General features: G+C 52.1%; 10 protein-coding genes. 4 read left to right on the top strand and 6 right to left on the bottom strand.

What is annotated here, in order from left to right; genetic code table 11:
• Positions 1–255 precede the first annotated feature (255 nt).
• Positions 256–1644 (top strand): amino acid permease, encoded by a 1389-nt coding sequence (locus tag T260_RS122990; RefSeq protein WP_011232925.1) that lies wholly within the window; start codon positions 256–258, stop codon positions 1642–1644.
• Between the two features lie 148 nt (positions 1645–1792).
• On the opposite strand, the gene T260_RS122985 is transcribed toward T260_RS122990, so the two are convergent.
• Positions 1793–3172, bottom strand: a complete 1380-nt coding sequence (locus tag T260_RS122985) for a DUF8451 domain-containing protein (RefSeq protein WP_023634555.1) — start codon at positions 3170–3172, stop codon at positions 1793–1795.
• A gap of 183 nt (positions 3173–3355) precedes the next feature.
• Between T260_RS122985 and T260_RS122975 the strand changes: the two genes are divergently transcribed.
• Positions 3356–4882, top strand: a complete 1527-nt coding sequence (locus T260_RS122975) for an FAD-dependent oxidoreductase (protein ID WP_023634556.1) — start codon at positions 3356–3358, stop codon at positions 4880–4882.
• A 191-nt stretch (positions 4883–5073) separates the two neighbouring features.
• Positions 5074–6036 carry a mannose-6-phosphate isomerase, class I gene (manA, locus tag T260_RS122970; protein WP_023634557.1) on the top strand — a complete coding sequence of 321 codons (963 nt, stop codon included), beginning with the start codon at positions 5074–5076 and terminating at the stop codon, positions 6034–6036.
• Positions 6037–6199: 163 nt separating this feature from the next.
• Here manA and T260_RS122965 read toward each other — a convergent pair whose 3' ends face one another.
• Positions 6200–7354, bottom strand: a complete 1155-nt coding sequence (locus T260_RS122965) for a glycerate kinase (RefSeq protein ID WP_014197022.1) — start codon at positions 7352–7354, stop codon at positions 6200–6202.
• A 710-nt stretch (positions 7355–8064) separates the two neighbouring features.
• Between T260_RS122965 and T260_RS122960 the strand changes: the two genes are divergently transcribed.
• A complete protein-coding gene (locus tag T260_RS122960; RefSeq protein WP_023634558.1) occupies positions 8065–9303 on the top strand; it encodes a GGDEF domain-containing protein in 1239 nt (412 codons plus the stop codon).
• A 358-nt stretch (positions 9304–9661) separates the two neighbouring features.
• Here T260_RS122960 and rlmH read toward each other — a convergent pair whose 3' ends face one another.
• From rlmH to T260_RS122945, 4 genes are all read right to left on the bottom strand, one after another.
• A complete protein-coding gene (gene rlmH / locus T260_RS122955) occupies positions 9662–10141 on the bottom strand; it encodes a 23S rRNA (pseudouridine(1915)-N(3))-methyltransferase RlmH (RefSeq protein WP_011232931.1) in 480 nt (159 codons plus the stop codon).
• A gap of 84 nt (positions 10142–10225) precedes the next feature.
• A complete protein-coding gene (locus T260_RS1000000139190) occupies positions 10226–10378 on the bottom strand; it encodes a CxxH/CxxC protein (protein WP_011232932.1) in 153 nt (50 codons plus the stop codon).
• 55 nt (positions 10379–10433) lie between these two features.
• The gene (locus tag T260_RS122950) at positions 10434–11654 is read right to left on the bottom strand and encodes a S1C family serine protease (protein ID WP_011232933.1); all 1221 of its coding nucleotides are present in this window, start codon (positions 11652–11654) and stop codon (positions 10434–10436) included.
• Positions 11655–11755: 101 nt separating this feature from the next.
• Positions 11756–12550 carry an MBL fold metallo-hydrolase gene (locus T260_RS122945; protein ID WP_011232934.1) on the bottom strand — a complete coding sequence of 265 codons (795 nt, stop codon included), beginning with the start codon at positions 12548–12550 and terminating at the stop codon, positions 11756–11758.
• Between the last annotated feature and the right edge of the window lie 2 nt (positions 12551–12552).

Genomic DNA, 12552 nt, shown 5'->3' on the forward strand with positions numbered 1-12552 from the left:
CTCACGCTCCATTCCAACGATTTTTCTTCCTTTTTCGACATAAGCCCCCTAAATCCCTGCCTCAGGGTGTACTTTTTTCACCGGCCTTCAAGGCAATTCATGTATTTTTAAATACTATTCAGATTATTAAATATATAATAACTTGAAAACATTGCTCATTTACAACCTCTTTATCCATCGGTTAGTATTATAATGTAAGCGCTTCAAAAATACTTTTTCAAAAAATATTATTTATTATCAAAAGGAGGAGAAACAATGGAGCAAAAACAGCCGCAATTGCATCGAGGCTTAGAAGAACGGCATATCTCGCTCATGTCGCTGGGTGCGGCGATCGGCGTCGGCTTATTCCTCGGTTCGGCGTCCGCGATTGAAATGGCTGGGCCGGCGATTTTGCTCGGCTATGCAGTCAGCGGCGCCATTATGTTTTTCATCATGCGCGCGCTGGGGGAAATGGCCGTCGAACACCCGGTCGCTGGTTCGTTCAGCCGCTATGCTTATCAATATTTAGGTCCGCTCGCTGGCTACTTGACAGGCTGGAATTATTGGTTTTTATGGGTGGTCACATGCATCGCTGAAATTACGGCTGTCGGCATTTACATGCAGTTTTGGTTCCCGGACACGCCTCGCTGGGCGTGGGCGCTTGCCGCCCTGGTGCTCATGACGTTCATCAACTTTCTCGCGGTGAAAGCGTACGGGGAGTTTGAATTTTGGTTTGCGTTAATCAAAATCGTGACGATCGTCGCCATGATCATCATCGGCCTTGGCATGATCCTCTTTGGCATCGGCAACGGCGGCGTCGCCACCGGCATCAGCAATCTTTGGAAGCACGGCGGCTTCTTCCCGCACGGGATCAGCGGCGTTTTGATGTCGCTGCAAATGGTCATGTTTGCGTATTTAGGCATCGAAATGATTGGCGTAACGGCTGGGGAAGTGAAAAACCCGCAAAAATCGTTGACAAAAGCGATTAACAGCGTCTTTTGGCGCATTTTGATCTTCTACGTCGGCGCACTGTTTGTCATCATGTCCATTTATCCTTGGAACGAAATTGGCGAAAAGGGAAGCCCGTTCGTGCTGACGTTTGAAAAAATCGGGATTCACGCCGCGGCTGGCATCATCAACTTTGTCGTCTTGACCGCCGCCTTGTCGTCGTGCAACAGCGGCATTTTCAGCACCAGCCGGATGCTGTTTAACCTTGCTGAACAGCAAGAAGCGCCGAGCGCATTCGGTCGGCTGACAAAGCGCGGCATTCCGGGCGCGGCCTTGATCGCCACTGCGCTTGTCATGCTTGTCGGCGTATATTTGAACTACGTATCGGAAAAAGTGTTCCAATGGGTGACAAGCATCGCCACATTCGGCGCCATTTGGACGTGGGCGGTAATTTTGCTGTCCCAGCTGAAATTCCGCAAACAGTTGAGCGCGGAACAAGCACAACGTCTCACGTTCAAACTTCCGCTTTATCCGTACAGCTCATACGTGTCGCTTGCCTTTTTGATCGGCGTTGCCGCCCTAATGGCGTATTTCCCGGATACGCGCATCGCTTTGATCATCGGCCCAGCCTGGCTGCTGCTTTTGACGGCAGTATACTTCGCCAAAGGAATGCATCGTCGCCAGCATGGCCAAGCCGAAGAAAAGCAAGCTGGATGACAAGTCCGATCAAAAGAGAGGGTGTCCCCATCCTTGCGGGACACCCTCTTTCTAAAACAAAAAGCAGGAAATGTGCAATCGCAGACCCCATCCTTCCGATCGGTCTATTTCCGTTTGGATCATGACTCGCTTTCACCCTCCAATCCTTTCATTCATCAACCGCTATGTAGGCTTGGCGCGGATGATTCGGCTGATCCGGGTATTTTAAGCGGATTTTCCCTTCCTCCAACAGCTTTCCTAAATAATTGTTGCGCAATCCATCCGGCGTCCGTTCGAGCAGCTCTGCCAGCTCTTTCAGACGCAGCGGCCGCTCGCGGCATAACCGAACGATCAATTGTTCCATGACCGCTGGAGCCAACCGTTTTTTTCGCCGTGCCAATTCTGCCATCTTCCATAGCCGTTCGTCGATCGTTTCCCCTTTTTCGTTGCTGTCATGCATACTGATGTCGTTGTTTACGGAGCTAAGCAAGCTATTTACGAACTTCAACTCTTTATTTATAGAGATCGACGCTCTATTTACGGAGTCAGACTCATTTTTTATGGAGTTCGACCCGATGTTTACGGAGTTTTTGGTTATATTTTCGGAGTTTTCTTCGTTGTTAACGGAGTTAGTGTCTATACTTACGAAGTTTAGTTCGTTAGTTATGAAGCTCTCGGTTTCCTGTCCACTGTCCGGATCCAGCCATTCGGGTTCCGGCTGTTCCAGCTGTCCAGCCGGTTCTGTTTCCATTGTTGCGCTAATTTCAGCTGGAAATTGCAGCGGACACAACACAACGATTGTACGGTCTGGATTCGTTTGCTGCGAGATATCGATCGGGCAAGCAAGCGCCTGTTCCTGCATATCGCACATTCGCTTGAGGCCCGATCCCGCGCGTTTGCATACGTCGATCAGCAAAAACATTTTAAAAATATTCGGGTTGCGCAAATTGCTCGTATGCCCCGCCATTGCCGCTTCAATCGGGATGCGAAACCGTCCCGGGTTGGCAAAGCGAAATGAACGATCCTCTTTTTCGACGGTGATGCCGCCTTCCTCCCCATAATCGGCATGAACGAGCGCATTGACGAGCGCCTCGCCAAGCAGAGCGCGCCCTTCATCCGACCAAACGTGACGCTCCAGCTCAGCCAACACGCGAAAATAAAAATCGTAAATGTTGCCCGACCATGTGCCGTCTTGTGATGTGAACCGCTTCGTCCATCCTGCCGCTTCACCGTCAGTGTGCTCTCGATATTCCAAAAAGTATTGCGGCAGCACCTCGGTGATGATCCGCTCCTCACTGAACATCAACAATCCCGCGAGCGTCAGCCCTTCTTTGCTGCTGTCGCGCAGCTTGCCCCACGCGCCGATTTTGTATAAAAATTCTTTTGTCTCGAGCCCGTTCCACGGATGGCCCGGTTTCACCCGAGCAAACCGCTCGCGGTAATGGCTGACGGTCTCGAAATTGAGCTCACTTAAGCTGTAATGCTCTAAAATCAGGCTGTCTGCCAGCGCATGGGGGCGTTCATGAAACGAATTTGTATATTTATTCACTCCCGATCTTCCTTTGACGTTATTTTTGCAAAACAGTTTGATTCTCTTTTTCTATTGTACCATCTTTCCTTCTCCTTGCGGATAGTTGCCAAAAAAAGAAAACGGTTGTGGATATGTGGAATAGTTCGCCCGATAAAAGGAAAACTACAGAAGACAACATTGACATGCAAGGAGGAGGTAATCATGTCGTCCCTTCCTTCCACCGTAGAGCCTTACTGGCGCGACTCCGTTTCGCTTCCGTCGTTTCCGAAGCTCGATGCGGACATTTCCGCCGACGTCGCAGTCATCGGCGGCGGCATTTCCGGGATTACAACAGCGTATTTGTTGTCGGCGCAAGGGGCGCGCGTCGCCCTTCTGGAAGCCGACCGGCTCCTGAACGGCACGACCGGCCATACGACAGCGAAAATCACCGCCCAGCACGATCTCGTCTATGATGAATTTCTCAACCATTTCGGTGCAGAAAAGGCGCGACTCTATTATGACGCCTGCATGGACGCACTCCAGTTTATCCGCCGCACGATCGAAGAACAACAAATAGACTGCGACTTTTGCGAGCAAGATGCCTATATTTATACGATGTCTTCCTCTTCTTTCCAAAAACTAGTGAAAGAATGGGAAGCGTACGAACGGCTCGGCATTGACGGCGCCTTCGTTGAGTCGATCCCGCTCCCGCTGCCGGTGGCGGCAGCGGTCGTGATGAAGAGGCAGGCGCAATTTCATCCGCTCAAATATTTGGCCAAGCTCGTCGATTCGATCACACAGGCTGGCAGTGCCATTTACGAACACACACCAGCGGCGGATATTGAACAAGGAAAAAGGATGACAGTCATTACGCGAGACAAAAAACGGGTTGAGTGCGACCATGTCGCCGTCTGTTCTCACTTTCCGTTTTACGACGGCGGGTTTTACTTTTCGCGCATGTACGCTGAACGGTCGTACGTATTGGGAGTGACGATCACTGAACCGTACCCGGGCGGCATGTATTTAAGCGCCGATGAACCGAAACGCTCGATCCGCTCCGCAGCGGCAGGCAGCGATACGCTTATCCTGATTGGCGGCGAAAACCATAAAACCGGCCAAGGCGTGCCGACGATGCGTCATTACGAGGCGCTGTCCTCGTTCGCTTCGCAGCTGTTTACGGTGAACGACATCCGTTACCGTTGGTCCGCCCAAGATTTGACGACGCTGGACAAAGTGCCGTACATCGGCCCGATGACGGCAGGGACGCCAAACATTTATGTCGCGACAGGGTACCGGAAGTGGGGGATGACGAACGGGACGGTCGCCGGGATGCTTTTGTCTGACCTCATCCTCGACCGCGACAACCGATACCGCGACTTGTACTCCCCGTCGCGCTTTTACGCTGATCCAAGCATGAAGCAGTTTTTCACGACAAACCTTGACGTCGCCAAACATTTGCTGGAGGGAAAGATCGAACCGGTTGTCCGCCGGCCGCAAGATTTGACGCATGGCGAAGGGGCGGTTGTCTCGGTCAACGGAAAGCGGGCTGGCGCCTATAAGGACGAAGCCGGGGTGCTCCATGTCGTCGACACAACGTGCACCCATATGGGTTGCGAGCTGGAGTGGAACAGCGGCGACCGGACATGGGACTGCCCATGTCATGGCTCGCGCTTCTCGATCGATGGCGATGTTATCGAAGGACCGGCGAAACAGCCGCTCGCGCGCATTGAACTTGATGACGCGAAGTGACGCGCTGACGCAGGACGGCGGCGCGTGCAGAACATCGTCGCAATCGGCATGTCGACCTTGAGTTCCAATGGGGGTTGGGAGCGTATGTTCCTAACTCCCTTATCGTTTTCATTTGCCGATAGCGCATTTCATGATAAGATGAAAATTAGAGTGGACTGCATGTTGTATGATGTTTTCGGGAGGGATGACGCATGGACCTTGAACCGATTTTTCTCACCCCTGTCTTCCAAGAACGGATTTGGGGCGGCACGAAGCTCGCCGAACGATTCGGCTACGACATTCCGTCTTCGCAAACAGGGGAATGCTGGGCGGTGTCCGCCCATCCGCACGGGCAGACGGTCGTCGCCCGCGGACCGTTTGCCGGGATGACGCTCGGACAATTATGGGAGGAACGCCGCGATTTGTTCGGCCACTTCCCGTCTGACCGCTTCCCGCTGTTGACCAAAATTTTGGACGCCAACGCCGACTTGTCAGTCCAAGTCCACCCGGACGATGAATACGCCAAAACGCATGAAGGCGGAGAACTCGGCAAAACAGAGTGTTGGTACATCATCGACTGCAAGCCGGGCGCCCAGTTGATTTACGGCCATTATGCAGAAACGAAAGGAGAGCTGCGCGCGATGATGGAAGCGGGGGAATGGGATCGTTTACTTCGGAAAGTGCCGATCCGCCCCGGCGACTTCTTCTATGTCCCAAGCGGCACGATCCACGCCCTTTGCGAAGGGACGCTCGTCCTTGAGACGCAGCAAAGCTCAGATACAACCTACCGCGTCTACGATTACGACCGCGTCGACAGCCAAGGGCGGAAGCGCGAGCTTCATCTCGAGAAAGCGATTGACGTCACGACCGTCCCGCATCGCGACATCGATGTCCACCCCCATGTCGCCGAATTTCCCGGCGCGACGGTGACGACCTTCGTGGAAGGAGACTACTTCGGCGTCCAAAAATGGGACGTCCATGACGCGTTCGCGTCAGAACAGACGAAACCGTTTCTCATCGTCAGCATCCTAAAAGGTGAAGGTGAGCTCGTTCATAATGAGCGGATATACGCGATCCGCCAAGGCGGCCACTTTATTTTGCCGCACCAATTTGGCCGGTTCACGATCCGTGGGATGCTTGAGGCGATCGCCTCATGGCCGCGGGCAGGCAAATAAACGACTGACTTCCTCAACCAATGGGTTGCAACATACAAAAAAGGTGTCCTCTTGCCTTTGGGACACCTTTTTCTATTGTCCACCCGAGAAGGGGACGGCTGAACAGAACATGCCGTTCAACAATAGGATTTCACCCATGAAGAAATCCCATCATCTTCCCCGCTTAGGAGAAAGATGTCCCTTTCATTTGACCGAGACGATACACAGAGGCAATATGCCGCGCCGTTTGTGTCACATAATGTTCTGCCTGCTCCAACGCTTTTTCAAGCGGCACGACGCCGGGCACGATCGTAAACAGCGCGTCGATGCCATGATCCAACACGACGGCGCTGTCGTCGCCCAACGACCCGGCGATGCCGATGACGGGGACGCCGAACTGTTTCGCTGTCTTGGCGACGCCGATCGGCGTTTTGCCGAACACCGTCTGTCCGTCAATCCGCCCTTCGCCGGTGATGACCAAGTCAGCGTCTTTGACGCGCTCCGCGAGCTGAACCGTCTCGATCACAATCTCTACGCCGCGCTTTAGCTCGGCCGGGAGAAACGCGAGCAGTCCCGCCCCCAACCCGCCGGCCGCACCCGCTCCCGGGATGTCGCCGACTTGTTTGCCGAGATCGCGTCGGATGACATCTGCGTAATGCGCCAAATTCCGGTCGAGAACGGCGACCATGTCCGGTGTCGCCCCCTTTTGCGGACCGAAAATGGCCGACGCTCCGTTCGGACCGGTAAGCGGGTTGTCGACGTCGCACGCCACGTCAATGCGGACTCCCCCAAGACGCGGGTCGAGACCGGAAAGGTCAATCGCATGCAAATCGGCCAGCGCGCCGCCGCCCGGACCGATGTCGCAGCCGTCTTCGTCCAAAAGCCTTCCCCCGAGCGCCTGCACCATGCCGGCCCCACCGTCGTTCGTCGCGCTGCCGCCAATGCCGATGATGAGGTGGGTGGCGCCGGCATCCAGCGCTGCAAGGATCAACTCCCCTGTCCCTCGCGTCGTCGTCACCAATGGGTTGCGCCGGTCGCGCGGGACAAGGTGCAGCCCTGAGGCGGCGGCCATCTCAATCACCGCCGTCTTCCCATCGCCAAGCAAACCAAAAAACGCCCGCACCGGCTCGCCGAGCGGCCCGGTCACTTCCGTTTCGACGATGCGGCCGCCGGTCGCATCAACGAGCGACTGCACCGTCCCTTCCCCGCCGTCGGCCATCGGCACCTTAACGTATTCCGCCTCCGGAAACACCGTGCGAAACCCACGCTCGACCGCCTCGGCGACTTTGAGCGCAGAAAGACTTTCTTTAAATGAATCAGGGGCAATAACGATTTTCATTCTTTTTCCCTCCTCTTTTGTCTCCATCCAAACCTTGGAAACGAAAAGTCATCGGAAACGGCTGTCTTGGCACAAACGATGACAATAGCCTCCACTATAAGTTGTTCGCCAACCGAAGCGCTGCTTCCTTTGAGCGCAAACAAATCGCCAACATACTTACGCCACGAACAAGTCATGGCTGCTCGTAGCCGCCATAAGCGGGAAAAGAGAAGCGCCAAACACCTCGGCCGCCGCAATCGTATTCGGATTCGGCGATATGATATTTCCGTCCTTTCCGTCGCCGACAACGCCGCAATCGCGCTAGCTGTACTGGAAGAACCACCTATGCTTTATCTGCTTCCCTTTTCATTCAGCGAAACAAGCACGATCCAGCTGTATGGTTCACGAAAGAATCGGCATCGATTGGAACCAACTTTCACTCAATATGTGTCAAATTTTGTGGAAAAAAGGCGAAAAACAATGCCATTTCGTCTATTTTCACAATTGTGTATATAGTACTATAATAGATGTAACCATATGTTCGTTTGTTCCAATTGGGAACATCTTGATTCTATAAAAAAGACGGTTTCCAAATTCACCGTTCGCCATCGGCGGCTATAATCCGTATTTTTGCTGAAAGCCACTGACATGTGAGCGGCCTTCCTCTTTTTGGAATCACTTCATCAACGCCGAAGTTGTCAGAGGTCAGATTTATAGGAGAGAGAGCTGTGATGTTACTCCGAGCACGACCGATGATTTTTGCTGTTTTTTCCGCATCCATTGTTGTTGTTTTTGTGTCAGAACCGCCTTCCTTCGATCGCACCTATGTCATCGCTTTGCTGTTTTATTGGCTGTTTTCCAGCTTGTATTCACACTTGCGCGTCATAGACAAAACGAAAAACAATATTCCCGTTGATTACGGCATTAACTACAGTTTATCCTTCTCCTTATTTGCCGGCCCGTTCGGGCTGTTTATCTTTGAAGCGTTGTTTCGCTTGACTGAACATATAGCAAAAAAATATTTGAAAACAGCGGAACCCGATGAATGGCTGCACACATTGTACAACATCGGCTCGTTTGTGACGTTCAATTCGCTCGCGTTTGCCTTATACAATCTCCTTGGTCCGCTGTTTCAGTCTATTCCGTTCATTGGCTTCTGGCTGCTTTTATTCCTGCTCGTCATCGTCGTTTCCTTTTTGACTGACTGTTGCCTGATCATCATTTTTTATATAACCGGCGACATTCAGACACAGCGCGAGGCGTTGGATTTTATTAAGACGAGAAGCTGGATGGACATGGGAAAAACGGCGCTGACAAACGGTCTGTTATTTCTCTTTTTGCAAGAACAGCGGTGGGATATGCTTTTGAGCTTATTTTTGCTCAATTACTTCGTCAGCCGCTCGTTCTTTTCCAAATCGCAAAGCATCCAGCATAAACTAGAACGCGACCACTTCGAGAAAATGGCCTACACCGACTTTTTGACCGGCATCCATAACCGCGCCTACATGGATCAAACGATCGCCAAGCTAAACGGATCCGGTGAATGGATTGGCGTCGTCGTCGCCGATATCGACAATTTTAAAACGATCAACGACACGTATAACCATGCCGTCGGCGACGAGGTGATCCGCCATTTCGCCTCAACCTTGAAACAGTTTCTCAAAGAGGGCGATTTTTTGTTCCGCAGCGGCGGTGAAGAATTTACGATGTTTTTGCGTAATCGCACATTTGAAGAGAGCGTCCGGCTTGTCGAGGAGATTCGAGAAGCAGTGCGCCATAGCACTGTGTTGGTCGATTATATGGCGGCAAAACGTCCCATTGCCTATACGTCGTCGTTCGGTCTTTACTTTTGTCAAGCAGAAGGAACGATGTCAATTGAAAAAGCGTACATTTATGCCGACCATTTATTGCTCCGTTCGAAAGAAAGCGGCAAAAATAAAGTATCAGCCCAATGCGGGGGAGTTGCATAAATTAGGCGGCTCTCCCCTGACTTTTCCTTAGCGCAACCCTCTTTTCCTGCTATATTTCCCTAAACGTCATTTGGCATAACACCTTAATCAAGATTCGCGATCTGTCAAACCAATGCGGCGCCCCTTGAGTGAATAACCTAAAAATTCCTTAATTGAAAAAGATTTCCATAAAATAATGAGACCGCTTCATCATTACACAAACGGTGATTGATGAAGGATAGCCGTTGTGCTGCATTGGCGGCAACGGCTATTTGAATCAAATGTCTCATACTTTATCCCCCATATTCAACCGTAATGGATAAATCTGCGATAGAACGTCTTCATCCCATCATGAAACTAAGAAATGGAAAAACCCCATTTACTTATGATACGGTTCCCCGCGGTTAATGCGAAATGCGCGGTAAATTTGCTCGAGCAAAATGAGGCGCATCAGCTGGTGTGGAAACGTCATTTTCGAAAACGACAGCGTCTCATCGGCGCGCGCCATCACTTGTTTGCTTAAGCCAAGCGAGCCGCCGATGACGAACACCACTTTGCTTTTGCCGTAGGTGGCGAGCTCATCGAGACGGGCGGCGAATTGCTCGGACGATTGCATCTTCCCTTCAATCGCGAGCGCGATGACGTGAGCGTCATGCGGAATTTTCGCCAGCAGCCGTCCTCCCTCGCGCTCTTTGATTTGTTCCTCCTCAAGTTCGCTCGCCCGCTCCGGCGTTTTTTCATCAGCGACTTCGATGATGTCGATTTTGGCGTATGCGGACAGACGCTTTGTATATTCATTAATTCCAGCGATTAAATATTTTTCCTTCAATTTACCCACAGCGACAATGGAAATATGCACAAACAACCCCTGCCTTATAAACAGCTTATCAACAAGATTTATCCACATATACACAACACATATCCACATGTTGTGAAAAAACTGTTATCCTCCTACGACATATACAGCTTGTTTCGAGCAAAAATAGCACTGTTTTTCGCTGTTGTCCACAGGCAGGAGATCCGGCGCCTGTTCCGTTTCATCTACATATTGATCAATGGCGATGTCGACATGTTCTTCACATGTGAATATCATCATTCTCGCCCCTCTCCTTGTGGAAAAAAGAAGGAGCGTTTTCGCTCCCTCCATTCGTTTAATACGACTCACGCGCCAGCTTCATCGTGACCGTGCGTTTTTTCCCATCACGATAAAACGTGACTTCCATCCGGTCGCCGATCGATTTTTTCGTATACAAATATTTGCGCAAATCAAGCACGTTGCGGATTTTTTCGCCGTCAAGCGCCACGATGACATCAAACTGTTTTAAACCCGCCTGTGCGGCCGGCGACATCGGCACGACTTGAATGACCGCCGCTCCTTCCGTTACGTTCGGCGGCAAATGGAGCGTCGCCTGCAAATGGTACGATGGGATGTCGCTCAGCGAGCGAAGTTCAACGCCCATGTACGGACGGCGCACTTGTCCGTATTTTTCCAAGTCCGAAATGATCGGAATGGCCGTGTTGATCGGGATCGCGAACCCGATGCCTTCAACCGCCTCTTGGGCGATTTTCATCGAGTTGATGCCGATGACTTGCCCTTTGATATTGACAAGAGCGCCGCCGCTGTTGCCCGGGTTGATCGCCGCATCTGTCTGCAATACTTCTGCGTTCCAGTCTGGAGCGCCGTCTTGGTCCAAATCGACTTCGACCGTCCGGTTCGTTCCGGAAATAATGCCTTGTGTCACCGAGCCGGCAAACTGCAAACCGAGCGGGTTGCCGATGGCAATGACTGGCTCGCCTGGCTTCACCGTATCGGAGTTGCCGAACTGGGCGACTTTTTTCACATGCTTCGCGTCAATTTCCAAGACGGCTAAATCCATAAGCACATCACTGCCGAGCAGCTTCGCCGGCACTCTCGTCCCATCTTTGAGGCTCACTTCGAGCTGACTGGCGTTTTCAACAACATGATGGTTCGTGACGATAAACGCCCGGCCTCCCGCTTTCTTGTAAATGACGCCCGATCCGACGCCAGCCTCGCCTCCTTGCGACCAGAAGCTGGCTTCTTGAATGTTGACAACGCCGACAACCGCATCCGACACTTGGTCGATCGCCTTTGTCACCGCCGTCGTCACATCTACGGAAACACTCTGCCGAATCGGTGGAGTTCCATTTTCCTCTGTTTTTGGCTCTTCCTCTGCTCTTTGATTCGGCACAACATCATACGGGAGGATATCCCAACGGGAAAGCGCCGGAATGGACATGAGGACGAGCAGCCCTCCTAACACGGCGCCGACAAGCGCGGAAACAAACGATCCGCTTCGCCGCTTCCTCCTCGTTTGTTCGTACGGCTCATAATGGTCGTCGTAGTATCCCATGCTCACCCTCCTTTCCACATTCGTCTCCATCCCTCATTATAATCATGAACAGGAGAAAAAATCCAACAAATGTGTCTCCCTCAGTTTCGGCAAAACGGGCTTTATACATACGCTAGTGCCGTCGCCCGACGCGGATCGGTATCATACAAACGAAAGCGGGCGCCGACCGCTAAGCCTTTCTGTTCCAACACTTGCGTCACGGTCATGCGCGCCAGCTCTTTCATATTGTTATCTTGGCTCAAATGGGCCAAATAAATTTGCTTTGTCCGGTCGCCGATCACGTCAGCAAGCGCCAAACCCGCTTCCTCATTCGAAATATGGCCGACATCGCTTAAAATGCGGCGCTTGACGCTCCATGGATATCTCCCCATCCGCAGCATGCCGACGTCATGATTGCTTTCAAACACGAACACATCCGCGTTTTCAATCGTCTTTTTGATCCGCTCGCTCACATAGCCGGTATCGGTGAGCAACGCAAGCTTTTTCCCTTCATAGTGGAAAACGTAAAACATCGGCTCGGCGGCGTCGTGAGAGACGCCGAACGATTCGACGTCAACATCGCCGAACGTCCTTACCGCGCCGAGCGGAAAGACAAATTTTTGCTCGGGCGGAATGTCGCCGACCGTTTGTTCCATCGCCCGCCACGTTTTTTCATTGGCATACACCGGCAGCCGATACTTGCGGGCAAGCACCCCGAGCCCTTTAATATGGTCGCTATGTTCATGGGTGACAAGCAGCGCATCAAGCTGCTTTGGATGGCGGCCGATCTCAGCAAACAACTCCTCAAGCTGCTTGCCGCTCAAACCGGCGTCAACAAGCAGGCGCTGGCGGTCTGTCTCAATGTAAAAGGCATTGCCGGTGCTGCCGCTGGCCAGCACACTAAATCGCATCGTCATGT

The organism is Geobacillus thermopakistaniensis, assembly GCF_000498995.1.
GTDB classification, from domain to species: Bacteria; Bacillota; Bacilli; order Bacillales; family Anoxybacillaceae; genus Geobacillus; species Geobacillus thermoleovorans.

Bases quoted from the DNA above. Each gene is read 5' to 3' on its own strand.
- T260_RS122975 (WP_023634556.1), top strand. From the start codon at position 3,356: ATGTCGTCCCTTCCTTCCACCGTAGAGCCTTACTGGCGCGACTCCGTT.
- T260_RS1000000139190 (WP_011232932.1), bottom strand. From the start codon at position 10,378: ATGATGATATTCACATGTGAAGAACATGTCGACATCGCCATTGATCAA.
- manA (WP_023634557.1), top strand. From the start codon at position 5,074: ATGGACCTTGAACCGATTTTTCTCACCCCTGTCTTCCAAGAACGGATT.
- T260_RS122960 (WP_023634558.1), top strand. From the start codon at position 8,065: ATGTTACTCCGAGCACGACCGATGATTTTTGCTGTTTTTTCCGCATCC.
- T260_RS122965 (WP_014197022.1), bottom strand. From the start codon at position 7,354: ATGAAAATCGTTATTGCCCCTGATTCATTTAAAGAAAGTCTTTCTGCG.
- T260_RS122990 (WP_011232925.1), top strand. From the start codon at position 256: ATGGAGCAAAAACAGCCGCAATTGCATCGAGGCTTAGAAGAACGGCAT.
- T260_RS122950 (WP_011232933.1), bottom strand. From the start codon at position 11,654: ATGGGATACTACGACGACCATTATGAGCCGTACGAACAAACGAGGAGG.
- T260_RS122945 (WP_011232934.1), bottom strand. From the start codon at position 12,550: ATGACGATGCGATTTAGTGTGCTGGCCAGCGGCAGCACCGGCAATGCC.